This is a genomic window from Stutzerimonas stutzeri, from assembly GCF_002890895.1.
GTDB lineage: Bacteria > Pseudomonadota > Gammaproteobacteria > Pseudomonadales > Pseudomonadaceae > Stutzerimonas > Stutzerimonas stutzeri_AB.
Genome location: NZ_POUL01000004.1, coordinates 39,437 through 62,583 on the forward strand (window position 1 = coordinate 39,437; position 23,147 = coordinate 62,583).

21 protein-coding genes and 1 pseudogene are annotated in these 23,147 nt (G+C 59.6%); 16 read left to right on the top strand and 6 right to left on the bottom strand.

The window, feature by feature from the left end:
- Window positions 1-54 precede the first annotated feature (54 nt).
- Entirely contained in the window at window positions 55-531 is a 477-nt protein-coding gene (locus CXK96_RS08415; RefSeq protein WP_102836032.1) for a YqhA family protein, read from the bottom strand.
- A 184-nt stretch (window positions 532-715) separates the two neighbouring features.
- Here CXK96_RS08415 and CXK96_RS08420 point away from each other — a divergent pair, with 184 nt between their 5' ends.
- The 4 genes and pseudogenes from CXK96_RS08420 to CXK96_RS08435 form a co-directional block, all read left to right on the top strand.
- Complete coding sequence (locus CXK96_RS08420) at window positions 716-1,639, top strand: ABC transporter ATP-binding protein (RefSeq protein WP_102836033.1); 924 nt, start codon at window positions 716-718, stop codon at window positions 1,637-1,639.
- A complete protein-coding gene (locus CXK96_RS08425) occupies window positions 1,636-2,367 on the top strand; it encodes an ABC transporter permease subunit (RefSeq protein WP_102836034.1) in 732 nt (243 codons plus the stop codon). Before CXK96_RS08420 ends, CXK96_RS08425 begins: the two co-directional genes overlap by 4 nt.
- 10 nt (window positions 2,368-2,377) lie before the next feature.
- Window positions 2,378-4,222 (top strand): GldG family protein, encoded by a 1,845-nt coding sequence (locus CXK96_RS08430; RefSeq protein WP_102836035.1) that lies wholly within the window; start codon window positions 2,378-2,380, stop codon window positions 4,220-4,222.
- Window positions 4,223-4,431: 209 nt separating this feature from the next.
- A pseudogene (locus tag CXK96_RS08435) lies at window positions 4,432-4,635 on the top strand (cold-shock protein); the annotation flags it as partial.
- Between the two features lie 219 nt (window positions 4,636-4,854).
- Here the strand turns inward: CXK96_RS08435 and CXK96_RS08440 are convergent.
- Entirely contained in the window at window positions 4,855-6,510 is a 1,656-nt protein-coding gene (locus tag CXK96_RS08440) for an electron transfer flavoprotein-ubiquinone oxidoreductase (RefSeq protein WP_102836036.1), read from the bottom strand.
- Window positions 6,511-6,841: 331 nt separating this feature from the next.
- Between CXK96_RS08440 and CXK96_RS08445 the strand changes: the two genes are divergently transcribed.
- From CXK96_RS08445 to CXK96_RS08475, 7 genes are all read left to right on the top strand, one after another.
- On the top strand, window positions 6,842-7,591 hold the full coding sequence (locus CXK96_RS08445) for an electron transfer flavoprotein subunit beta/FixA family protein (protein WP_102836037.1): 750 nt from the start codon (window positions 6,842-6,844) through the stop codon (window positions 7,589-7,591).
- Entirely contained in the window at window positions 7,592-8,521 is a 930-nt protein-coding gene (locus tag CXK96_RS08450) for an electron transfer flavoprotein subunit alpha/FixB family protein (RefSeq protein ID WP_102836038.1), read from the top strand.
- 127 nt (window positions 8,522-8,648) lie between these two features.
- Complete coding sequence (locus CXK96_RS08455) at window positions 8,649-9,473, top strand: substrate-binding periplasmic protein (RefSeq protein ID WP_102836039.1); 825 nt, start codon at window positions 8,649-8,651, stop codon at window positions 9,471-9,473.
- 48 nt (window positions 9,474-9,521) lie between these two features.
- Window positions 9,522-9,833, top strand: coding sequence for a DUF4398 domain-containing protein (locus tag CXK96_RS08460; protein WP_102836401.1), 312 nt, complete (start codon window positions 9,522-9,524; stop codon window positions 9,831-9,833).
- Window positions 9,830-10,636 carry an OmpA family protein gene (locus tag CXK96_RS08465; protein ID WP_102836040.1) on the top strand — a complete coding sequence of 269 codons (807 nt, stop codon included), beginning with the start codon at window positions 9,830-9,832 and terminating at the stop codon, window positions 10,634-10,636. The genes CXK96_RS08460 and CXK96_RS08465 overlap by 4 nt, the downstream gene beginning before the upstream one ends.
- 114 nt (window positions 10,637-10,750) lie before the next feature.
- A complete protein-coding gene (locus CXK96_RS08470) occupies window positions 10,751-12,181 on the top strand; it encodes a PLP-dependent aminotransferase family protein (protein ID WP_102836402.1) in 1,431 nt (476 codons plus the stop codon).
- 178 nt (window positions 12,182-12,359) lie between these two features.
- Window positions 12,360-12,707, top strand: coding sequence for a hypothetical protein (locus CXK96_RS08475; RefSeq protein WP_219807524.1), 348 nt, complete (start codon window positions 12,360-12,362; stop codon window positions 12,705-12,707).
- Between the two features lie 15 nt (window positions 12,708-12,722).
- Here CXK96_RS08475 and CXK96_RS08480 read toward each other — a convergent pair whose 3' ends face one another.
- Window positions 12,723-15,302: a bifunctional diguanylate cyclase/phosphodiesterase gene (locus CXK96_RS08480; RefSeq protein WP_102836042.1), complete on the bottom strand. Its 2,580-nt coding sequence runs from the start codon at window positions 15,300-15,302 to the stop codon at window positions 12,723-12,725.
- A 144-nt stretch (window positions 15,303-15,446) separates the two neighbouring features.
- Window positions 15,447-15,614 (bottom strand): DUF2897 family protein, encoded by a 168-nt coding sequence (locus CXK96_RS08485; protein ID WP_102836043.1) that lies wholly within the window; start codon window positions 15,612-15,614, stop codon window positions 15,447-15,449.
- Window positions 15,615-15,766: 152 nt separating this feature from the next.
- Between CXK96_RS08485 and pyrF the strand changes: the two genes are divergently transcribed.
- Window positions 15,767-16,462, top strand: a complete 696-nt coding sequence (pyrF, locus tag CXK96_RS08490; RefSeq protein WP_102836044.1) for an orotidine-5'-phosphate decarboxylase — start codon at window positions 15,767-15,769, stop codon at window positions 16,460-16,462.
- Window positions 16,463-16,510: 48 nt separating this feature from the next.
- Here pyrF and CXK96_RS08495 read toward each other — a convergent pair whose 3' ends face one another.
- Window positions 16,511-17,515 carry an NADP-dependent oxidoreductase gene (locus CXK96_RS08495; protein ID WP_102836045.1) on the bottom strand — a complete coding sequence of 335 codons (1,005 nt, stop codon included), beginning with the start codon at window positions 17,513-17,515 and terminating at the stop codon, window positions 16,511-16,513.
- 213 nt (window positions 17,516-17,728) lie between these two features.
- On the opposite strand from CXK96_RS08495, the gene CXK96_RS08500 reads away from it, so the two are divergent.
- Window positions 17,729-18,490, top strand: a complete 762-nt coding sequence (locus CXK96_RS08500; RefSeq protein WP_102836046.1) for an SDR family oxidoreductase — start codon at window positions 17,729-17,731, stop codon at window positions 18,488-18,490.
- 13 nt (window positions 18,491-18,503) lie between these two features.
- On the opposite strand, the gene CXK96_RS08505 is transcribed toward CXK96_RS08500, so the two are convergent.
- A complete protein-coding gene (locus CXK96_RS08505; RefSeq protein ID WP_102836047.1) occupies window positions 18,504-19,700 on the bottom strand; it encodes a benzoate/H(+) symporter BenE family transporter in 1,197 nt (398 codons plus the stop codon).
- A gap of 302 nt (window positions 19,701-20,002) precedes the next feature.
- Here CXK96_RS08505 and fliE point away from each other — a divergent pair, with 302 nt between their 5' ends.
- The 3 genes from fliE to fliG are packed head-to-tail and all read left to right on the top strand — an operon-like array spanning window position 20,003 to window position 23,144.
- Window positions 20,003-20,332: a flagellar hook-basal body complex protein FliE gene (gene fliE, locus CXK96_RS08510; RefSeq protein WP_102836403.1), complete on the top strand. Its 330-nt coding sequence runs from the start codon at window positions 20,003-20,005 to the stop codon at window positions 20,330-20,332.
- 15 nt (window positions 20,333-20,347) lie between these two features.
- On the top strand, window positions 20,348-22,135 hold the full coding sequence (gene fliF / locus CXK96_RS08515) for a flagellar basal-body MS-ring/collar protein FliF (RefSeq protein WP_102836048.1): 1,788 nt from the start codon (window positions 20,348-20,350) through the stop codon (window positions 22,133-22,135).
- Window positions 22,128-23,144, top strand: a complete 1,017-nt coding sequence (fliG, locus tag CXK96_RS08520; RefSeq protein WP_102836049.1) for a flagellar motor switch protein FliG — start codon at window positions 22,128-22,130, stop codon at window positions 23,142-23,144. The genes fliF and fliG overlap by 8 nt, the downstream gene beginning before the upstream one ends.
- Window positions 23,145-23,147: the final 3 nt, after the last annotated feature.

Sequence of the window (23,147 nt, forward strand, 5' to 3'; positions counted from 1 at the left end):
GGTTTGCAGACGGGGCGAGCGGCTATTTGAGTCGCCCTGTGCGTTCGCCCTGGTTTACCTCATGTTCTTCCATGCGTAGACGGCCGAGAACACGACCAAGCTTACGGCTGCTCCAAAATACAGAGTCTCCAGCTGAGCGCCGACCTCGACCGCATGCTCGAGAAACAATATGACGATGATAACCACCGAAACCTGTATCAGGGTTTTCTTCAGGTCATGGAACGACCTGATATCCAGCGGCCCAAGCGAGGCGCTTTGTTCGGCCGGCACCGGCTTGATGAACAGTCGATACAGGCTGATAGCTATCAGCTGAAAGGTAATGGCGATCAACAGCAGGTCTAGCAGCTTCAGTAGCTTGACGGCGAGACTCTTGCTGTCGTTTGCGGTGTGGGGGAACTGATGGATCAGCTCCAGCAGCAGGTGAACCATGGTGTTCAGACTGACGCCGTACAACAGCACGGCGGAGATTGCCGTCGTTGCAACCGCAACCAGTACCAGGAAACGGCTGCTGCGAAAGATTCGTTCGATCATGTTTTAACATCCCGGTCGCCTATGGCTCTCGCTTGAGGCTAGTGCAAGTCGAAGCCATGCGGCGTTGCTGTCGAATAGCCACCTGGTCCGGTTGCAATAGCATTGTGGCTCTCCTTATAGTCCGGCGCGCATTGGGCCGGTATGCCAAACGTGGCCGCAGGCCCGTCAGCACGGATGAAAGTTGATGATCGAACTGAACAATCTGACCAAACGATTCGCTCAGCACACGGCGGTTGACGCCTTGTCCTTTTCCGTCGAGCCGGGCGAAGTGTTGGGTTTTTTAGGCCCGAACGGGGCCGGAAAGTCCACGACGATGAAGATGTTGACCGGCTTCCTCACGCCGACGTCAGGCAGCGCAAGCATCTTTGGCTGCGATATCCGGACCCAGGCGCTTCAGGCGCAGCGCCAGATGGGCTATCTGCCCGAGGGCGCGCCCTGCTACGGCGACATGACGGTGCGGGGCTTTCTCGAGTTCATCGCCGAGGTGCGTGGTTATCGCGGGGCGGACAAGCGCGTGCGGGTAGACACGGCCGTGGGACAGGTCGAGCTGGAGTCGGTGCTTGGCCAGAACATCGACACGCTGTCCAAGGGCTTCAAGCGTCGTGTTGGACTGGCGCAGGCGATTCTGCATGACCCGCGCGTACTGATCCTCGACGAGCCTACCGATGGCCTGGACCCGAACCAGAAGCACCAGGTTCGCCAACTGATCAAGGGCTTGGCCCAGGACAAGATCGTCATCATCTCTACGCATATCCTCGAAGAGGTCACGGCGGTCTGCACGCGCGCCATCGTCATCGCTCGCGGCCAGCTGGTGGCCGACGGAACGCCACTGGAACTGCAAAGTCGCTCCAGGTATCACCAGGCCGTGACGCTGGTCGGCGAAGGGCCGCTGGATGAGGTCGCCCTGGCGGCTTTGCCGGGTGTGGCCGGAATTGAGGTGAATCAGTTGGAGCACAGCCTTACGGTGCTGGCCAAGCCGGGTCAGGTGATCTTTCCGCAGATCAATGCCTTGATCACCCAGCAGGGCTGGGCTGTGCGGGAATTGGATGTGGAGCGCGGCCGATTGGACGAAGTATTTCAGACGTTAACGCGTGGGGAGGCGTTATGAGTCAGTTGCCGGTGATCTTCAAGCGCGAGCTGGGCAGCTATTTCGCGACGCCGCTCGCTTACGTCTTCACGCTGATCTTTCTCGTGCTGTCGGGCGTATTCAGCTTTTATCTGGGCGGTTTCTACGAGCGGGGGCAGGCGGATCTCGTCCCTTTTTTCAGTTTTCATACATGGCTCTATCTGTTTCTGATTCCAGCGATTGCCATGCGCCTGTGGGCCGAGGAGCGTAAGTCGGGTTCGATCGAGCTGTTGATGACCTTACCTATTACCCGTTTCGAGGCGGTCACCGGCAAATTCCTCGCGGCCTGGGTGTTTGCCGGGATCGCCTTGCTGCTGACGTTTCCGATGATTATCACCGTCAACTACCTGGGCCAGCCAGACAACGGCGCGATCATCACCGGCTATTTCGGTAGCTGGCTGCTGGCTGGCGCTTTTCTGGCGATCGGATCCTGCATGTCGGCCCTGGCCAAGAATCAGGTGGTTGCCTTCATCCTGGCGGTCAGCGTGTGTTTTCTGTTCATCGTCAGCGGTTTGCCGATGGTGCTCGATGCCTTCGCCTGGGCGCCGCAGTGGCTGGTGGACGCAGTGGCATCGCTGAGTATCCTGATTCGTTTTGATTCGCTCAGCAAAGGGGTCATCGATCTGCGAGACCTGCTGTATTTCGTCACCCTGATCATCGCCTGGCTGATGGCTACTGCCATCGTCGTCGATTTGAAGAAAGCGGCATAAGGGAGCCCGAATGAAACGACTGATGTATTCAGGTGCCGGGCTGCTGCTGATCGCACTGGCTTTCCTGGCACTCAATGCTGTTTCCAGCCTGATGTTTACCGATGCGCGGCTGGATCTAACCGAGCAGAAGCTTTACACCTTATCGAAAGGCACCGAAACCATCCTGGCTGGGCTCGAGGAGCCGATTGAATTGCAGTTGTTCTACTCGGACGAGGCGACGGGGGACCTGGTTGCGCTACGCAACTATGCACGACGCGTTGAGGAGCTGCTGCATGCTTATCAGCGTGAGGCTGATGGCAAGGTCACGCTGCGGGTGATCGATCCCGAGCCGTTCTCCGAGGAGGAGGATCGGGCCGCCGAGCTCGGGCTGCAGGCTGTGCCGCTGGATCAGGGCGGCGACAATGTCTACTTCGGCTTGGCTGGTATCAACGCGGCGGGGCAGACGCAGAGTATTCCGTTCTTCCCGTTGGATCAGGAGGAGTTTCTCGAGTACGAAATCAGTCGTCTGGTGCAGACGCTTTCTACGCCACAAATGCCGGTGGTCGGCGTGCTTTCAGGGCTGTCCATCACGGGCGGTTTTGACATGCGTACCCAACAGGCAGCGCCTGCTTGGATGGTGCTGGAGAACATCCGTCAGCTGTTCCATATCGAAAGCCTTAAGCGCGACGTGGACGTGATTCCCTCCAGCGTATCGGTGCTCATGCTGATCCATCCGAAGGAGCTTCCGCAGCAGACCCTGTATGCCGTCGACCAGTTCGTCATGCGGGGCGGCAAGCTACTGGTATTTCTTGACCCCTACAGCGAGGCGGACCCTGGCATGGGCATCGGGCCAGGTGAGTTCGGCGAAGGCAACGCGTCGGATCTGGAGCCCCTGTTCAACGCCTGGGGCGTGCGCATGGTACCCAATCAGGTGGTGTTGGACGCGTCCTATGCGATGTCCGTCGGAGTGGGCGAGGAGCGCCGCCCGGTCAGGCATCCGGCCTGGCTGAGCTTGCCGCAGAGCATGATGGACAGCGAGGACGTTGTAACCGCTTCGCTGGAGAGCCTGAACGTGGCGACCGCGGGCTTCCTCGAACCATTGAAGGATGCAACGACTCGTTTCGTGCCACTGATCCAGAGCTCCAGCTACGCCATGCCGATCGAGTCGGAGCGCTTCGCGACATTGGAAAATCCCGAGTTGCTCTTGCCGGAGCTGGAGCCCACAGGCGAGCGCTACACGCTTGCGGCGCGTATCCAGGGCCCCGCTAAGTCGGCCTATCCCAATGGTATCGAGGGGCATACGGACGGTCTGAAAGACAGCTCGAGCATCAATGTGCTGGCTGTGGCGGACACCGACTTGCTTGCAGACCGCATGTGGGTGCAGGTCGATAACTTCTTCGGCCAGCGCATGCCCCAGCCCTGGACCGACAATGGCACCTTCGTGATTAACGCGCTGGACAATCTATCGGGCACCGATGCGCTGATCAGCGTCCGCTCACGTGGTCGGTTTGCTCGACCGTTCACGGTTGTCGAAGACTTGCAACGTCAGGCGGAGAACCGCTTCCGCGAGAAGGAAGAAGTGTTGCAGCAACGTCTGGCTGAGAGTGAGGCACAACTTGCCGAGTTACAGGGGCCGGACGCGGAAGGGGTTGTGCAGTTGACTGCGGAACAACAGACCGCGCTGCAGAATTTCATGCAAGAGAAGCTGCTCATTCGCAAAGAATTGCGTGAGGTGCGCTATCAGCTCAACGCGGATATTGAGGCGCTTGGGCGGACGCTCAAATTCTTCAATGTCGGCTTAGTGCCGCTGCTGCTCACGCTCGGCATGTTGTTGCTGTGGCTCTGGCGCAGGCGTCGATCACTAAGAATACGGTGAGCTGGCCGGCCCGGCGGTTTGCTTGTGTTGTGTGCTGAGCGCCCCGAGCCCCAATCGGGCGCTACTCTGATGCGCCGGCGAACGCCAGAAACGTACTTGTCATGGCCGCTGCGCTATATTTGGCGCTGGCGTTGATTCCAAGAAGATCACGCCTGTCCGTTGATCCCCGAGCGGGAATAATAAGAACGAGTTGGAGAAGTAGGATGGCTGAGCGCGAAACCGGAACCGTTAAGTGGTTCAACGATGCCAAGGGTTATGGATTCATCCAGCGTGGCAGTGGTGCGGATGTGTTTGTGCATTACCAGGCGATTCGTGGCGAAGGCCACCGCTCTCTGGCCGAGGGGCAACAGGTCGAGTTTTCGGTCACCCAGGGACAGAAGGGTCTGCAGGCGGAGGATGTGGCTGGGTTGTAACCGCCGTCTATTCGCTCAACAGCCCTTCGGCTGTTAGCGGAACTGTGAAAGAGCCCTGGCCAAGGCCGGGGCTTTTCGTTTTCAGGGCTTTTTGCTAAGTGGCTACGCTTTGGTGATGTTCTCGATGGCAAATGTTTCGTTCGCAGTCGCCCAAGTGGTGGGTCTTAAAAAGCAAAACCCCGCCGAGGCGGGGTTCGCTACGCTGCAGGGCAGCCTTTGTCACATGTTGGGGTAGTTCGGCCCGCCGGTGCCTTCCGGCGCGACCCAGACAATGTTCTGCGCCGGGTCCTTGATGTCGCAAGTCTTGCAGTGCACGCAGTTTTGCGCGTTGATCTGGAAGCGTTTGCCGCCTTCATCACTGTCCACCACCTCGTAGACGCCGGCCGGGCAGTAACGCTGGGCAGGTTCGTCGTACATGGGCAGGTTCTTCTCAATCGGAATGCTCGGATCGATCAGCTTGAGGTGAACCGGCTGCTCTTCTTCATGGTTGGTGTTGGAGAGGAACACCGAGCTCAGCTTGTCGAAGCTGAGCTTGCCGTCCGGCTTGGGATAATCGATCTTCTTCGACTCTGCGGCTGTCTTCAGGCACGCGTAATCCGGCTTGGTGTCGTGCAGTGTGAACGGAATCTTGCCGCTGAATATGTTCTGGTCGATGAAGTTGAACGCGCCGCCCTTGATCGCTCCCCATTTGTGAATCGCCGCGCCGAAGTTACGGCTAGCGTACAGCTCCTGATACAGCCAGCTGGCTTTGAAGCCTTCTTCATAGCCAGTCAGCTCATCGCCACCCTCACGGCCGGCAAACAAGGCATCCGCAACCGCTTCTGCAGCCAGCATGCCGGATTTCATGGCGGTGTGGCTGCCCTTGATCTTGGCGAAGTTCAGGGTGCCGGCGTCGCAACCGATCAGGGCCCCACCATTGAACACCATCTTCGGCAGCGAATTGATGCCGCCCTTGGCGATCGCTCGTGCACCGTAGGAAACGCGCTTGCCACCCTCCAGGTATTGCTTGATCACTGGATGATGCTTGTAGCGCTGGAACTCGTCGAACGGGGAAAGGTACGGGTTGCTGTAGGACAGATCGACAATCAGGCCGACCACGACCTGGTTGTTTTCCAGGTGATAAAGGAAAGAGCCGCCTGTGTTGTCATCGTTCAGCGGCCAGCCTGCAGTGTGAACGACCAGCCCTTGCTCGTGCTTGGCCGGGTCGATGTCCCAGAGCTCCTTGATACCGATCCCGTAGTGCTGCGGATCGACGTTGGCATTGAGCTGGAATCGATTGATCAGCTGCTTGCCGATATGGCCACGGCAGCCTTCGGCGAACAGGGTGTACTTCGCACGCAGCTCCATGCCGGGGGTGTACATGCCTTCTTTCGGATTGCCCTCGCGGTCCACGCCGAGATCACCGGTAAGAATGCCGCGAACCACACCCTGTTCGTCGATCAGTGCTTCCTGAGCCGCAAAGCCTGGGTAGATTTCGACGCCGAGATTCTCGGCTTGCTGAGCCAACCAGCGACAGAAGTTGCCCAGCGAAATGATGTAGTTGCCTTCGTTGTGCATGGTCTTGGGAACCAGCGCGTTGGGCAGCTTGCGAGCGGCTTCGGCAGTCTTGAGCAGATAGATGTCGTCGCGCTTGACCGGGGTATTTAGGGGGGCTTCGAGTTCTTTCCAGTTGGGAAAGAGCTCATTCAGCGCGCGCGGCTCGAACACGGCACCAGATAGGATGTGGGCGCCAACTTCGGAACCCTTCTCAACGACGCAGACGCTGATTTCCTTTCCGGCATCGGCGGCTCGCTGCTTCAGTCGGCAGGCAGCGGACAGGCCCGCGGGGCCGGCGCCGACGATGACTACGTCGAATTCCATGTATTCGCGTTCCATTGGCTATCTCCTACTCAAGGCTTGATTGTTTTATAGATAGTGGAGGGCTGGATCGTGTCCCTGACCAGGCCGAGCTGCCGCATTATATATAGACGCCCGAAAGGGTCCAATACAAACGTTTGTTTGAATTTCTCTCAAGCCTGATAGAATCCGGCAACAGCGGCTTATGACGGGTCATTTGCGTTGTTGACCCCAGCTGTTGCCTGCATTCAAGATACGGGCAGTTTTGTGCTCGCCGAACAGGTCCGGAAGGCTAATGGCGGCCCGGTCCTTGAGCATGGCTCGGTTCGCCTCGGCGAAATTCTATTCACCGGAGAGTAACGAGGAATCCATGAAGATTCTTGTAGCTGTCAAACGAGTGGTCGATTACAACGTCAAGGTTCGCGTCAAGGCGGACAACTCCGGCGTCGACCTCGCCAACGTCAAAATGTCGATGAATCCCTTCTGCGAAATCGCTGTGGAAGAAGCCGTACGCCTGAAAGAAAAAGGCGTCGCGAGCGAGATCGTCGTGGTATCCATCGGTCCGACCGCTGCCCAAGAGCAGCTGCGCACCGCGCTGGCGCTGGGTGCTGATCGTGCCGTGCTGGTCGAGTCCAGCGAAGAACTCAACTCCCTGGCCGTTGCCAAGCTTCTGAAGGCTGTAGTCGACAAGGAGCAGCCGCAGCTGGTGATCCTTGGCAAGCAGGCCATCGACAGCGACAACAACCAGACCGGACAGATGCTCGGTGCACTGACCGGATTTGCCCAGGGCACTTTCGCTTCGAAAGTCGAAGTGTCGGGCGACAAGGTAAACGTCGAGCGCGAAATCGACGGCGGCGCGCAAACCGTTGCGTTGAGTCTGCCGGCTATCGTGACCACCGACCTGCGCCTGAACGAGCCGCGCTACGCGTCGTTGCCGAACATCATGAAGGCCAAGAAAAAGCCGCTGGAAGTGCTGACGCCGGACGCGCTGGGCGTAACCACTACTTCCACCGTGAAGACCTTGAAAGTCGAAGCGCCTGCGGCACGTAGCGCGGGTATCAAGGTCAAGTCCGTGGCTGAACTGGTCGAGAAACTGAAGAACGAGGCGAAGGTAATCTAAATGACTATCCTGGTTATCGCTGAACACAACAATGCCGTTCTGGCTGCGGCCACTCTGAACACCGTGGCTGCAGCCAAGGCGATCGGCGGCGACATTCATGTGCTGGTTGCTGGCGCTGGTTGCGCTGCTATCGGTGAGGCGGCTGCGAAGATCGAAGGCGTTTCCAAGGTGCTGGTCGCTGACGACGCTGCTTACGCCAATCAGCTGCCGGAAAATGTTGCGCCGCTGATTGCCGATCTGGCGAAGGATTACAGCCACGTGCTGGCTGCGGCCACTACCAACGGCAAGAACTTCCTGCCGCGCGTAGCCGCCAAGCTGGACGTTGATCAGATCTCTGAAATCATCGCTGTCGAAAGCGCAGACACATTCAAGCGTCCAATCTATGCCGGTAACGCAATTGCCACCGTGCAATCCAGCGCGGCGATCAAGGTTATTACCGTGCGCGCCACTGGTTTTGATCCGGTCAGTGCTGAAGGCGGATCGGCTGCTGTCGAGCAGGTTTCCGGTACTGGCGATGCGGGCGTTTCCGCGTTCGTAGGTGAAGAACTGGCCAAGTCCGATCGTCCTGAACTGACGGCTGCTAAGATCGTCGTTTCCGGTGGTCGTGGCATGCAGAACGGTGACAACTTCAAGCACCTCTATTCGCTGGCCGACAAGCTTGGCGCCGCCGTTGGCGCTTCGCGCGCGGCGGTCGATGCTGGCTTCGTGCCGAACGACATGCAGGTTGGTCAGACCGGCAAGATCGTTGCGCCGCAGCTGTATATCGCGGTGGGCATCTCCGGAGCCATCCAGCACCTGGCTGGCATGAAGGACTCCAAAGTGATCGTTGCGATCAACAAGGACGAAGAAGCGCCAATCTTCCAGGTCGCCGATTACGGCCTGGTGGGTGACTTGTTCGAAATCCTGCCGGAACTGGAGCAGCTCGTGTAACTGAGCCGCTTGAAAAAAACCCGCTCTCGTAGCGGGTTTTTTTATGAGCGCTCGGCTGCACTGGCCAATGGTAAGATTCCAGCAGTCCCGACAAGAAGCCTGTCCGATTCTACCCATGAGGTTTTCCATGCGCTGTGCCGTTTCGCTGAAGTCCGCTTTGCTCGCCGTGTTGTTGGCAACCCCCGTCGCGGCACACGCGGCGGCTGCAAAGTGTGATCGGCTGATCGCGACTGGCGGCGCAGACAACCCTCCTTTTCTTTGGCGCGATCCGCAGAACCCCAAGCGGCTGGTGGGAGCGAACGCTGATCTGCTAAAAAAAATCACCGACTCGCTCGACCTGAAGCTCGAAGTGCTCTACACCGGCGATGCGGGCGCGGCGCTGGAGCAAGTGCGCAGTGGGCGGGTCGATGTGCTGGCCGATGCGGTCCTGGCACCAAAGGAACTGGCATATCTGGATTTCATCCATCCATCGGTCACGGCCTTGCAGATGTCCGCCTGGGTAGGTCAGGAGCCTGGCTTCCTCTATTCAGACCGGCAGGATTTGGCAGGTCGAACGGGCGCCTACGTGAAGACTGGAAGCTACGGCAGTGCGTTCGAGCGCTATGCCAAAGAAAACCTTCGTTTACGTGCTGCTCCTAGCCTGGCTGAGGCTCTCAACAGGCTGTCGACGGGCAAGGCGGATTATGTCCTGCATGAGCGTTACAGTTTCATTGCATATGCCGCCCGACAAGGACTGCTCGCTGATATCCAGCGTTTGGAACCAGCGGTGTTCAGTCGCGGTTTGCATTTCGCGGTCGCTCACGACTCGGCGTGTAACGGTCCGTGGCTGCGCGGACAGCTCGCAATAAAAATGACAGAATTGCGCGCTGCGGGGGTACCGCAGCAACTGCTGGTAGAGAACCTTGAACGCTGGAAACAGCAGCCAGCGCCGACCCGCAATTCGCAACGCTAGGATTTTCAATTGATCAAACAATCTTGCGGCACGCTCGTGCTGCTGGCGATGGTTGGCTGCGCCAGCGATCCTGCTCCCATTGAACAGCTGCGGCTTACCGAGCAGGCGTTGAGCCAAGCGCGCTCGGTGGGTGCTGCGGAACAGACGCCGGAATTGATGCAGGCGGAGCACAAGTTTGCGGCTGCGGTCGCAGCGATGAAGGATGAGCATTATCGAGAGGCACGCCTGCAGGCCGAGCAAGCCGAGCTTGACGCACGGCTGGCAGAGGCTCGGGTCCTTAACGAGAAGAGTCAGCAGGAACTGGCGGAATTGCACCGCCGCATCGCGCGCTTGCGTGAACAGCTGGGAGCGTTCCAGTGAAACCGGTCTACCTGATACCTGCACTGCTGGTAGCGCTTGGTGCGCTTCAAGGTTGTGCAACGCACGAGTCGCAACAGCAGCTGCAAAACGCATCAATGGATCTTCAAAGCGTCAGTGAGGAACCACAGATCCTTCTGGATGCGCCCAAGGATGTGATGCGCGCGAGCGAGTCGCTTGACCGAGCCAAGCGCTTCGCCGATTACCTGGGCAACGCAGAGGACGTTACTCATTATGCTTACCTCAGCAAGCGCTATAGCGAGATAGCCCGCCAGCACAGCGAGCAGCTGCAGAACCAGCGGCGCGCGACCCAATTGAGCATGGAGCATGAGCGTTTGCGTCAGGCTGTACAGGAAGCCCGAATGCTCGACCTGCAGCACCAGGGGCGTTGGTTGGAGGATCAGATGGTGAGCCTCGCGGCCGCCGAGACCGATCGCGGCCTGGTCATGACGCTTGGAGATGTGTTGTTCAGGGCGGCCAGTGCCGAGCTGGGATCGTCAGCCAACCGCACACTGCTAAAGGTCGTTCATTTTATGCAGCTCAATCCCAAGCGGCGGGTGCGGATCGAAGGCTATACAGACAACCGCGGTGATGCCGCCGAGAACCTTGCTTTATCGAGGGCGCGCGCACAGGCGGTGGGTGACTTTATGCAAAGCCTCGGAGTCGATGCCGGGCGTATCGAGGTTGTCGGCTACGGCGAGCAATATCGTGTCGCAGAGAACGCGTCAGCACGCGGACGTGCACAGAATCGCCGGGTAGAGATTTTGTTTTCCGACGAGCAAGGACGTTTGAGCAGTCCACGTTGATCTCAACTCTCGATAAAGAGCGCTGACTGTGTTGGCGAGTTAGCAAGCAACTGTATTGGTCGAATATAACGGTGGTGTACTACTGTTATGGTCCAGTTGGCGGAGACGGACGAGATGACCAATCTGTTGCTTTATCAGCGCATTGCACACCAGCTTGCCGATGACATTCGGCGAGGTGTTTATCGCCCGGGCGAGCGTGTGCCGTCGGTACGCAAGATGAGCATGCAGCTGAACGTGAGTCATGCGACGGTCCTGCAGGCCTATGCCAATCTCGAAGACCAGGGAATGATCCGTGCTCGCCCGCAGTCGGGGTTTTATGTGCATCACACCCCGGCACTGACTGCCCCTACGCCGGATATTGCGCAGGTCGAGCGTCCGACGCTGGTCACTCGCAGCAGCATTATCAATCAGGTGCTTAGCGAGTCACGCCGTGACGGGCTCATACCGCTGGGTGCCGCCGTGCCGCATGTGGACTATCTGCCTGCCCGTGCGTTGCATCAGCAGCTTGCCAAGGTCACTCGCTTCCAGAGTCAGCAGGCCTTCAGCTATATGTTCAGTCCCGGCTATGAGCCGCTGCGCCGGCAGGTGGCTATCCGCATGCGCGACGCCGGCGTGGTTGTCGGGCCTGACGAGGTCGTGATCACACATGGCTGCGTCGATGCGCTACAGATGTCGTTGCGGGTGCTGACCAAGCCCGGTGATTTGATCGCAGCGGAATCGCCCAGTTACTACGGTTTGCTTCAACTGGCCGATTTGCTAGGGCTCAAGGTGATCGAGATCCCGTGTGATCCGGATACCGGGCTCAGCCTCGAGGCGTTGCAGCTTGCAGCCAGTCAGTGGCCGATCAAGGCGCTGGTGTTGACCGCGCGGCTGAGTAATCCCCTGGGTGGCAGCGTCCCGGACGGACGGCAGAAGCAGTTGTTAAAAATGGCGGCGAATTTCGACATACAGATTGTCGAAGACGATATATACGGCGAGTTATTGTTCGACGTAGGGTCGATTAGGGCGCTCAAGTCGAATGACACCGAGGGGCGGGTGATTTATTGCTCGAGCTTCTCGAAGACCATTTCGCCTGGCGTGCGTATTGGCTGGATATTGCCTGGTCGTTACCGCGAAGAAATAAAACGCCTGCAGACCTTTAGTACGCATTCGGCCTGCAGCGTCACGCAGATGGGCGTGGCGGCCTATCTTGAAAACGGGGGGTACGATCGCCATCTGCGTTACATTCGCCACGAGTACCGGAAGAATCTCAGCGCTTTCCAGTTGGCGGTCCAACGGTATTTCCCTGAGGGCACCCAGATGACACGTCCTACGGGCGGGTTCATTCTCTGGGTCAGCTTGCCGGCTCGGGTGAATACCAAGGAGCTGCACGTTCAGGCGTTGAAGCGAGGCATCAGCATCGCGCCAGGGCTAATTTTCAGCAACACTGAACAGTTCAATCACTGTATCCGGCTCAACTGCGCGCTGCCCTGGACGGCCGAGGCGGAGCGAGCATTGAAAACTTTAGGTGAGCTTGCTGGGGAGCTTTGCCGGCAATCGAACTGAATGACGGGGAGGGCGGAAAATGAGATGGCTGACGTTGATAGGGCTGTCGCTACTGGCTGGCTGTGACGAGGTTCCGGATCAGCCTAGGCCTCCCACGCCGCCCAAGGTCGCTGTTTCGCCACCTGACACAGCTGCGCCGCTAGTTGCCGAGCCCGAGCTGGATACGCAGGTCGGACCAGTGAGTATCGAGTCTGAAAAGGAGCCAACTCTAGCAGCGAACCCTGAACAGCCCTCGACCGAACCCAGTGCGCCTGCGCCAAAGGCCAAGCCTTCTGCCTCCGTGCCAAAGACCAAGCTGGAAAAAGTGGAACTGCCTGAGCCAGACCTCGACCTAAGCCTTCCTGATGACTGGACGGAAAGCCTCGACCCTGCTGAGAAGCCAGCGTCCTTGAGCCTGCTGCCACCGCTATTCGAGTCCAGCCAGGAGTCTCGCTCGCTGCAAATGAGCGGCGAGTTGCTGCCAGGAACGGCCGAGGACGAAGCTCTCATCGATGGTGCGCAGATCAATTTCGAACTCAAACGCTGAACCGCTGACGTTGGATTATTGTTTCACCTCGTCACTCAGGCGCGCGGTGCTAAGTAGAGCGTGGAGCTCGTTGGCGGGCAGCGGATGGCTCATGTGAAATCCTTGCAGTTCGCTACAACCGTCAGCCAGTAGCAGATTCAGTTGTTCCAGCGTTTCCACACCTTCCGCAGTAACGCGCATGCTCAAACCATGACCAAGGTCGATCAAGGCTTTGACAATGGAGTGGTTTTCAACCGAATGGGACATGCCCGCAACGAAACTGCCGTCGATCTTGATCATGTCGAACGGGTAGTTCCGTAGATTGCTCAGTGACGAGTACCCGGTACCGAAGTCATCCATTGCAAGCCGCAAGCCGAGCGACTTCAACCGATTGAGCACATCCAGCGTGCTCTCGTTTTCCTGCAGCAAAGCGGTCTCGGTAATCTCCAGCTCAAGGCGGCTGGCGGGCAGGCCACTGTCCGTGAGCGCGCTGATGATCATCTGGTACAGGTCGCCAACGCGCAGTTGCAGGGGTGAAATATTGACCGACACGACCAGCTCATCTGACCAGTTCGACGCCTCGAGGCAGGCCTTACGCAGCACCCACTCGCCCAGCGGCACGATTAGCCCGGTTTCCTCTGCGAGGGGAATGAACTGTTCCGGTAGCAGTAAGCCTCGCGTGGGGTGGTGCCAGCGCAGCAACGCTTCTGCACCGTTGATGCACATGCCTTTGCTCAGATAGCGGGGCTGATAATAGGCTTCGAACTGACCTTCGGTGATTGCCCGGCGCAGCTCGTCCTCCTGACAGCGCCTTTCATGCAGTCGTTTGTCCATCTCGCTGCCGTAGAAGCACCAGGTTCCACGCCCATCAGCCTTGGCCTGATAAAGGGCAATATCGGCGCACCGCAGCAGTTCGTTGGCCTGGCTGGCATCGGTCGGCGCCACGGCAATCCCAACGCTGGCGCCGATGTGGATCTGCTTGTCCTCATAGCTGAACGGCTCGCTGACAACTCCCACAACACGGGCGCAGAGCATCTCGATGTCTTCATTGTGTTGCAGACGGCTCACCACCATGACGAACTCATCGCCGCCCAGTCGGGCGACCAGATCGTTACCTCTGATGCACTGCTTCAGGCGGTTTGCGACGCCGATGAGGACTTCGTCGCCAGCGCCATGACCGAGGGTATCGTTCACCGGTTTGAAGCGATCCAGGTCGATATAGAGCACGGTCAGCCGCGACGCTGTATTCAGAGAGTTGAGCTTGCTTTCGAGATAATCGCGTAACCGGTTGCGGTTGGGTAAGCCAGTCAACGCATCATGCTGAGACAGATACTGGACCCGCGCCTGAGCCTTGGTCTCCTCGGTAACATCGCTGGCAGTGCCGCGATATCCCACCAGCTGGCCGCCGCTGCGGATTTCCCGGGCAGACAAACGGCAATGGCGCACGCACCCATCAGCGGCGTGATAGCTGCAACGCAGCGGTACGCTGTGTTTACCTGTGAGCCAGTCCTGCAGTGCCGCATGATCTGTGAGCAGCAGGTCGATCAACGGGCGGCCAATCCAGGCCGCGGGCGCATGGCCGGTAATCTCCTCGAAGCGGGCCGATAGATAGGTGAGCTGGGCATTCTGGTCCGTTTCCCATATCCAGTCGGAAGCGGCTTCCGCTACGTCACGAAAGCGCTCCTCGCTGGACGCCAACGCGGTGCGGCTTATCGCCAGGCGCTTGTAGCTGGCTTCCATGATGCGTACGGTCTTGAGTGCCTGGCACAAGAGCAGCCAAGCCAGCAGGCCAAGCCCGAGGGTGACGGCGCCGAGGACCGGCAGTGTCATCCACAACAGATACTCGCCGGGCTGCGACACGCTCCAGGTAAAACGCACCGGCGAGCCATCAAGCCTGTTCAGTTCGGTCAGCGCACCGTCGATGCGCTCGTTGCCATCGTCTATACGAAGGCCTTTAACGGCGTACGCTTCTCCTACCTCAAGGAGCCAGTCGCGGTCCATCAGGTCGACAAAGACCAAAGTCGAGGCGGGGCCGGGTTGTTCTTCGATGTCGCTGCCGCCGGTTGTCATGACGGCTGCACTTGCCAGCGCAGGCTGTCCTCCGGCTGTGAGTACGCCAGAGGAGGTCTCATCATCCTCAAGGGCGATCCGAGCGTCGGCTAGCAGAGTCTGCAGCCCGTTTTCGAGCCATTGCTGAGCATCGACCTGAACGAGCTCACCGCGGATGACTGAGTAGGTGGTTTTACCGTCCGCGTCGATAACGAAAACGGCGTCGTAGCCAAAGTCTTCGTACAGCGAGGGTCCCAGGTTTGCCTGTTCGTATGCCCAGTCCAGATTTACCCGCGTGCTCAGATTGGCGTATGCATCTCCCCAGAAGGCATTGTCCGCCACGTGGCGGCTCATGCCGCGCCGGTGCGCTTCAAACGCCTTGCCCGTCAGAAAATGCTCCCGCACAAGCGCATCACTGTCGATGGTCCTGGCGATCGGGATTACCGCAACGGCAGCCGCCAGCAGCGCGACCGCCAACAGGCATGCGATGCCCGGCAAAATGCGGCGAGCGAAGGTGCTTTTAGCGTTGGGATCGATGTGATCGGTAAGGGGGTGAGAAGCTGGCATTCAATCATCCTGTAGAGAGGATCGAATGATCGCTTGGTTCATGGCCAAATGCCATCTGTTACCGCCGGTTGCATAGGTTTCTGGACGCGCGGTCGTCGGGTGTCGAGCCCTGATGGTGCGACACCAAATCAAGGTCGTAAGGGCTTATCGGTCCCGAGCGTCCTGGGCGTCTGCTTCGGCGTTGCGTTGAGCAATGCGCTGTTTTTGCTCTTCGGTCAGCGGAATCTTGCGCGCCCCAGCACGCAACATCAGCAGGCCGCCGATGATCGTGCCAATGACGAGAACCAGTAAAAGCCAGATGTACCAGGGCATGGACTTCTCCAGTAGCTTGATCTGTATGCATACCACCTTACGCCGGGCTGCATTGTGAAGCCATACCGGTGCAACACGGCGTGGCTTGAGCGGCTCCGCTCAAAAGTTGTTTTTCTGCGACAATGCGCGCCGAATTTTGCCGAGGACTTGCCATGCCCTGCCAGACGCCGATCATTGTTGCGCTCGATTTTCCCTCCCGTGATGCTGCATTGGCTTTGGCCGGGCAATTGGATCCGGCGCTATGTCGCGTCAAGGTTGGCAAGGAACTGTTTACCCGCTGCGGTCCGCCGGTGGTGGAAGCGTTGCAGGCCAAGGGGTTCGAGGTGTTTCTAGACTTGAAATTCCATGACATCCCCAATACCACGGCGATGGCCGTCAAGGCGGCGGCAGAGCTGGGCGTGTGGATGGTGAACGTACATTGCTCGGGTGGTCTGCGGATGATGGCGGCTTGTCGCGAAACTCTGGACACGCTGAGCGGGCAAAAGCCTCTGCTCATCGGCGTAACAGTGTTGACCAGCATGGAGCAGGCGGACCTGGCTGATATCGGGTTGGATCTACAACCGCAGCAGCAGGTATTGCGGCTCGCGGGGCTGGCCGAAAAGGCTGGGCTGGATGGGCTGGTCTGCTCGGCTCAGGAGGCGAAACCACTGAAGGCGCAGTTCGCCGGACTGCAGCTGGTGACGCCGGGCATTCGTCCCGCCGGCAGCGCAGCGGATGATCAGCGGCGCATTCTCACGCCTGCGCAGGCAATTCAGGCAGGTTCTGATTACCTGGTGATCGGCCGCCCAATCGCTCAGGCCGCGGACCCGGCTCAAGCGCTGGCGGCGGTCGTCGCAGAACTGGCGTGAACTAAAAAGCCGGCCGCGATGGCCGCGGCCGGCTCATTCACCATCCGCTTAGCTGACCTTCAGCACCAGCTTGCCGAAGTTGCCGCCGGTGAACAGTTTCATCAGCGTCTCTGGGAAGGTTTCCAGCCCTTCGACGATGTCTTCCTTGCTCTTCAGCTCGCCGCTTTGCATCCAGCCCGCCATGTCTTTCATGGCTTCTGGATAGCGTGAAACGTAGTCCATCACCACCATGCCCTGCATTCTGCCGCGGTTGACCAGCAGCGACAGGTAGTTGGCCGGTCCCTTGACCGCTTCCTTGTTGTTGTACTGGCTGATGGCGCCGCAGATGACGATGCGCGCGCCCACAGCAATGCGCGTCAGCACCGCGTCGAGGATGTCACCGCCCACGTTGTCGAAGTACACATCAACGCCTTTCGGGCATTCGCGCTTCAGGCCGGCGGCAACGTCTTCGCTCTTGTAGTCGATAGCCGCATCGAAACCGAGCTCCTCGGTGAGGAAGCGGCACTTGTCCGCACCGCCGGCGATCCCGACTACTCGACAGCCTTTAATCTTGGCGATCTGGCCCGCGACGCTGCCAACTGCGCCTGCTGCGCCGGAGATCACCACAGTTTCACCGGCTTTTGGCTCGCCGACCGACAGCAGACCGAAATAGGCCGTCATGCCAGTCATGCCCAGCGCAGACAGGTAGCGAGGCAGCGGGGCCTGGTTCGGATCGACTTTGTAGAAGCCTTTCGGCTCGCCGAGGAAATAGTCCTGCACGCCCAGTGCGCCATTGACGTAATCGCCTTCGGCGAACCCTGGGTGTTGGGAGGCAATGACCTTGCCTACGCCTAGCGCACGCATCACCTCGCCGATGCCGACCGGGGGAATGTACGACTTGGCATCGTTCATCCAGCCGCGCATGGCTGGGTCAAGAGACAGGTATTCGTTCTTCACCAGTATCTGGTTCGGGCCGGGTTCGCCCAGTGGCTTTTCAGCGAACTCGAATGTCGCGCGGTCAGGTGCGCCGACGGGGCGCTTGGCCAGCAGGAACTGGCGATTGGTCTTGTCCATGGGAGCCTCTTGTGTGTGCAAACCGTTGGTTTAGCCTCCCTGAGGCAGCACCGCAAGTAAGGCGGTCACGCTGGAATGCAATGGCATCCGCGTGAGTGATATCGCCAGCTACTGCTTAAGCGGATCTCGGGATGGCGGTATAACCATGACCAGCATATGGCTTGCAGTCACATTAGGACTGGCGCCTTTCTTCAATCGATCAGGGTATCTAGCATGAGCATGTGTTTTTCCGGTCAGGTTGCATTGGTTACGGGTGGTGCAGCGGGCATTGGCCGTGCGACGGCGTTGGCGTTTGCCGAACAGGGGCTGAAGGTGGTGGTGGCCGATGTGGACGAGGCCGGTGGAGCAGCATGCGCTGATGCGATTCGTCAGGCCGGTGGCGAGGCGGAGTTCGTGCGCTGCGACGTCACCCGCGACGCAGAGGTCAAGGCGATGGTCGAGCAGGCGGTGGCGACCTATGGGCGCATCGACTATGCGTTCAACAACGCCGGGATTGAAATCGAACAGGGCCGCCTGGCCGAAGGCAGTGAAGCCGAGTTCGACGCCATCATGGGAGTCAACGTCAAAGGGGTCTGGCTGTGCATGAAACACCAGTTGCCTTTGATGCTCGCCCAGGGTGGCGGCGCCATCGTCAACACCGCCTCGGTGGCGGGCCTGGGGGCGGCCCCGAAAATGAGCATCTATTCGGCGTCCAAGCATGCGGTCATCGGCCTGACCAAGTCGGCGGCCATCGAGTACGCCAAGAAGAAAATCAGGGTCAACGCCGTCTGTCCTGCGGTGATCGATACCGACATGTTTCGTCGTGCCTATGAGGCAGACCCACGCAAGGCGGAGTTTGCCGCGGCCATGCACCCGGTCGGTCGCGTAGGCAAGGTCGAGGAAATTGCTGCTGCCGTGCTCTACCTCTGCAGCGATGCCGCGGCCTTTACCACCGGTCACGCACTGGCGGTCGATGGCGGAGCCACGGCGATCTGATCAGAGAGGGTGATCAGGCTGATCGCTTGGGTGCGCTGACGATCAACAGCGTCAGCACACCCGCGACCAATCCCCACAGCGCGGAGCCGATGCCGAAAAGCGTCAGCCCCGAAGCCGTCACCATGAAGGTAATCAGCGCCGCTTCGCGCTCGCGCGGCGTTTGCATGGCCTGAGTCAGGCCACTGCCGATCGAACCGAGCAGGGCGAGGGCTGCGATGGACAACACCAACGCTGCCGGAAAGGATGCGAACAGGGCCGCCAGCGTAGCGCCGAAAATCCCGGCGATGCCGTAGAAAACGCCGCACCAGACGGCTGCGGTGTAGCGTCTCGCCGGGTCTGGATGCGCTTCCGGCCCGCTGCAGATAGCCATGGTGATCGCTGCCAGATGAATACCGTGGGAGCCGAAGGGTGACAGCAATACCGAGGCGATGCCCGTCACCGAGATCAGTGGTGAGGCCGGCACCTGATAGCCCTCAGCGCGAAGCACCGCCAGCCCTGGCATGTTTTGCGAGGCCATGGCGATCACGAACAGCGGTATGCCGATGCTGAAGATGGCCGCAAGCGACAAACTGGGCGTGGTCCAGACCGGCACCGCCACTTCCAGACTCAGCTGGCGGAAGTCCAGCAGGCCGAGCCCGGCCGACAATGCACAGCCGACCAGAAGTGCCGACAGCACCGCATAGCGGGGCTGCACGCGCTTGAACAGCAGATAGCTGAAGAACATCGACAGAACCAGTGTCGGCTGGACTTCAACCGCGCGGAAAATCTCGCTGCCAATGTTGAACAGGACGCCCGCCAGCAACGCGGCTGCCAGCGATGCGGGCACCTTGCGCATCAACCGCTCGAAGCTGCGGGTGAGCCCGCACAGGGCGATCAGCGCTGAAGCAAAGATAAAGGCGCCGATCGCTTCGCTGTACGGAACGCCGGGCAGGCTGCTGATCAGCAACGCGGCGCCCGGGGTCGACCAGGCGATCACGACCGGCGTTCGGTAGCGCAACGACAATCCGATGCTGCAGATCGCCATACCGGTCGACAGCGCCCAGATCCAGGAGGAGATCTGGGCGCCGCTGAGCCCGGCAGCCTGGCCGGCCTGGAACATCAGCACCAGCGAGCTGGTATAGCCGGTGAGCATGGCGATGAAGCCAGCCACGACGGTAGAGGCCGAGCTGTCCTTGAATAGACGGTAAGGTTGAGCGGCGGTGGCGGTCATCGTCGGCTTCGGGTCCGGTTCGGAAATGGATACACAGGAATTGCAGAAGGCTCACGAGTGAACTGGTGTTCTGCCTCAACAGGCGTCTGCAGGCGGTATGACGACAGGCTAGGGCGTCACGCGCTTCGCGTCGCGGTACAGCCAACGGCGCGATCAGCGTAACAGTCACCCGCACCCCTCAGCGCCGTTCGTCTCCCATGCCGAGAGGCACGGTGATGGCCGTGCTGACACTGGCACCGATGTTGCTATTACTCCTGTGCCTGCTGCGAGGCGTCAAAAAAACCGCAGCTGTTGGAGGAATGATGAGTCAGGGTATCGAATTCAATCGCTTGATGCTGGAAATGCGGGCCATGCAGACCGATGCAATGGCGCGCTCCAAGCCCGTGACGGCGGCCCCGGAGGTGGGTGCTTCGAGCTTTTCAGACATGCTCGGGCAGGCCGTCAATAAAGTGAACGAAACCCAGCAGGCCTCCAGCCAGTTGGCTACTGCCTTCGAGATGGGCCAGGGCGGCATCGACCTGACTGAAGTCATGATCGCCTCCCAGAAAGCCAGCGTTTCCTTTCAAGCGATGACCCAGGTGCGCAACAAGCTGGTTCAGGCGTACCAAGACATCATGCAGATGCCGGTTTAAGGCAGGATTTGAACAATGGCTGACGCGCTTAGCAAAGTTCCAGTGCCGGTTGCTTCGGAAGGCCCGAAGAAGCCTCTGCTGGGCCTGTCCTTTCTGGAAAACCTTTCCGAAATGTCGATGCTGCGGCAGATCGGCCTGCTGGTCGGTCTGGCAGCGAGCGTCGCCATCGGCTTTGCTGTGGTGCTTTGGTCACAGCAACCGGATTATCGCCCACTGCTGGGCAGCCTTGCCGGAATGGACGCTAACCAGGTGATGGAAACCCTGGCAGCTGCAGACATTTCCTACACGGTGGAGCCCAACTCCGGCGCTCTGTTGGTCAAGGCCGACGACCTTGCCCGTGCGCGGCTGAAGCTGGCCAGCGCCGGCATCGCCCAGACCGACAGCAATATCGGCTTCGAGATTCTCGATAAAGAACAAGGCCTCGGCACCAGTCAGTTCATGGAAGCCACCCGCTATCGCCGTGGTCTCGAAGGCGAGCTGGGTCGTACCATTTCCAGCTTGAACAACGTCAAGGGCGCGCGCGTCCACTTGGCCATTCCAAAAAGTTCAGTTTTCGTCCGCGACGAGCGCAAGCCGAGCGCATCGGTTCTGGTTGAGCTTTATCCGGGGCGCAATCTCGAGCCAAGTCAGGTGATGGCGATCATCAACCTGGTCGCGACCAGCGTGCCGGAACTCACCAAATCACAAATTACCGTGGTCGATCAGAAGGGCAACCTGCTGTCCGATCAGCAGGAACTCACCGAGCTGAGCATGGCCGGCAAGCAGTTCGACTACAGCCGCCGCATGGAGAGCCTCTACACCCAGCGCGTGCACAATATCCTGCAGCCGGTGCTGGGCAGCGGTCGCTACAAGGCCGAAGTGTCTGCCGATGTAGATTTCAGCGCGGTAGAGTCCACCTCCGAGACATTCAACCCGGATCAACCGGCACTGCGCAGTGAGCAGAGCGTTAGCGAGCAGCGTCAGAGCAGCCTCGGTCCGCAAGGTGTGCCTGGTGCTCTCAGCAATCAGCCACCGGGACCCGCTGCTGCGCCCGAGAATGCTGTTGCCGGGCAGGCCGGCGCGGCGGGCGCCATTGCTCCGGGCCAGCCGCTGCTGGACGCCAACGGCCAGCAGGTCATGGACCCGGCAACAGGCCAACCGATGTTGGCGCCGTATCCGGCAGACAAGCGCGAGCAGGCGACCCGCAACTACGAGCTGGACCGTTCGATCAGTTACACCAAGCAGCAGCAGGGGCGCCTGCGTCGCCTGTCGGTTGCCGTGGTGCTCGACGACCAGACGACGGTTGCAGCTGACGGAAGCACGACTCGGGTACCGCGGACCGCCGAAGAACTGGCGCGCTTCACCCGGCTGGTACAGGATGCTGTTGGTTTCGATGCGAGCCGTGGTGACAGCGTCAGCGTGATCAATGCCCCGTTCGCTGCTGATTCGCTCGACGAGACGTTCATCGACATTCCGTTCTACTCGCAGCCGTGGTTCTGGGACATCGTCAAGCAAGTGCTCGGCGTCCTGTTCATCCTGGTGTTGGTGTTCGGCGTGCTAAGGCCCGTACTGAACAACCTGACCAACGCCGGCAAGAGCAAGGAATTGCAAACGGTGGGTGGCGATGCCGAACTTGGTGACATGGAAGGCATAGACGGTGCGCTTTCGAGCGACCGCGTCAGCCTGAGCGGCCCGCAGAGCATCATGCTGCCGAGCCCGACCGAGGGATACGATGCGCAATTGAATGCCATCAAGAATCTGGTAGCAGAGGACCCGGGCCGGGTGGCTCAGGTTGTCAAAGAGTGGATCAACGCAGATGAGTGATGCTCGAAATCCCGTCAAGCTGAACAAGGTCGACAAGGCTGCGGTCCTGCTGCTCTCGCTGGGCGAGGCCGATGCCGCACAGGTACTGCGTCACCTCGGGCCGAAGGAAGTGCAAAAGGTCGGCACGGCGATGGCGCAATTGCGTAACGTGCAAAAAAACCAGATTGAGCAGGTGATGGGCGAGTTCGTCGAGATTGTGGGCGACCAGACCAGCCTTGGGGTCGGTTCGGATGGCTATATCCGCAAGATGCTCACCCAGGCGCTGGGCGAGGACAAAGCCGGCGGCTTGATCGACCGCATTCTGCTCGGCGGCAACACCAGCGGCCTGGACAGCCTCAAGTGGATGGAGCCACGGGCGGTCGCTGACGTGATCCGCTACGAGCACCCACAGATCCAGGCAATCGTCGTCGCCTACCTAGACCCCGATCAGGCGGGTGAGGTGCTTTCGCACTTCGACCACAAGGTACGGCTCGACATCGTACTGCGCGTATCGTCGCTCAACACCGTGCAGCCGGCCGCGCTGAAGGAGCTGAACCTGATCCTGGAGAAACAGTTCTCCGGCAACGCCAATACCACGCGGGCGACATTGGGCGGCGTCAAGCGCGCGGCGGACATCATGAACTACCTCGACAGCTCGGTCGAAGGCCAGCTGATGGACGCCATTCGCGATGTGGACGAGGACCTCTCGTCGCAGATCGAGGATCTGATGTTCGTCTTCGACAACCTTGCCGATGTCGACGACCGGGGCATCCAGGTGCTGTTGCGTGAAGTATCCTCGGACGTGCTGGTGCTGGCGCTCAAGGGCGCCGATGACGCCATCAAGGAAAAGATCTTCAAGAATATGTCCAAACGTGCCGGCGAATTGCTGCGTGACGACCTGGAAGCCAAAGGGCCGGTGCGTGTCAGCGAAGTCGAAGGCGCCCAGAAAGAAATCCTCACCATTGCCCGTCGCATGGCCGAAGCCGGAGAAATCGTGCTCGGTGGCAAGGGCGGCGAAGAAATGCTCTAGGTC

Coding starts and splice junctions, on each gene's coding strand:
- CXK96_RS08415 (WP_102836032.1), bottom strand. CDS start 531: ATGATCGAACGAATCTTTCGCAGCAGCCGTTTCCTGGTACTGGTTGCG.
- CXK96_RS08420 (WP_102836033.1), top strand. CDS start 716: ATGATCGAACTGAACAATCTGACCAAACGATTCGCTCAGCACACGGCG.
- CXK96_RS08425 (WP_102836034.1), top strand. CDS start 1,636: ATGAGTCAGTTGCCGGTGATCTTCAAGCGCGAGCTGGGCAGCTATTTC.
- CXK96_RS08430 (WP_102836035.1), top strand. CDS start 2,378: ATGAAACGACTGATGTATTCAGGTGCCGGGCTGCTGCTGATCGCACTG.
- CXK96_RS08440 (WP_102836036.1), bottom strand. CDS start 6,510: ATGGAACGCGAATACATGGAATTCGACGTAGTCATCGTCGGCGCCGGC.
- CXK96_RS08445 (WP_102836037.1), top strand. CDS start 6,842: ATGAAGATTCTTGTAGCTGTCAAACGAGTGGTCGATTACAACGTCAAG.
- CXK96_RS08450 (WP_102836038.1), top strand. CDS start 7,592: ATGACTATCCTGGTTATCGCTGAACACAACAATGCCGTTCTGGCTGCG.
- CXK96_RS08455 (WP_102836039.1), top strand. CDS start 8,649: ATGCGCTGTGCCGTTTCGCTGAAGTCCGCTTTGCTCGCCGTGTTGTTG.
- CXK96_RS08460 (WP_102836401.1), top strand. CDS start 9,522: ATGGTTGGCTGCGCCAGCGATCCTGCTCCCATTGAACAGCTGCGGCTT.
- CXK96_RS08470 (WP_102836402.1), top strand. CDS start 10,751: ATGACCAATCTGTTGCTTTATCAGCGCATTGCACACCAGCTTGCCGAT.
- CXK96_RS08480 (WP_102836042.1), bottom strand. CDS start 15,302: ATGCCAGCTTCTCACCCCCTTACCGATCACATCGATCCCAACGCTAAA.
- CXK96_RS08485 (WP_102836043.1), bottom strand. CDS start 15,614: ATGCCCTGGTACATCTGGCTTTTACTGGTTCTCGTCATTGGCACGATC.
- pyrF (WP_102836044.1), top strand. CDS start 15,767: ATGCCCTGCCAGACGCCGATCATTGTTGCGCTCGATTTTCCCTCCCGT.
- CXK96_RS08495 (WP_102836045.1), bottom strand. CDS start 17,515: ATGGACAAGACCAATCGCCAGTTCCTGCTGGCCAAGCGCCCCGTCGGC.
- CXK96_RS08500 (WP_102836046.1), top strand. CDS start 17,729: ATGAGCATGTGTTTTTCCGGTCAGGTTGCATTGGTTACGGGTGGTGCA.
- CXK96_RS08505 (WP_102836047.1), bottom strand. CDS start 19,700: ATGACCGCCACCGCCGCTCAACCTTACCGTCTATTCAAGGACAGCTCG.
- fliE (WP_102836403.1), top strand. CDS start 20,003: ATGAGTCAGGGTATCGAATTCAATCGCTTGATGCTGGAAATGCGGGCC.
- fliF (WP_102836048.1), top strand. CDS start 20,348: ATGGCTGACGCGCTTAGCAAAGTTCCAGTGCCGGTTGCTTCGGAAGGC.
- fliG (WP_102836049.1), top strand. CDS start 22,128: ATGAGTGATGCTCGAAATCCCGTCAAGCTGAACAAGGTCGACAAGGCT.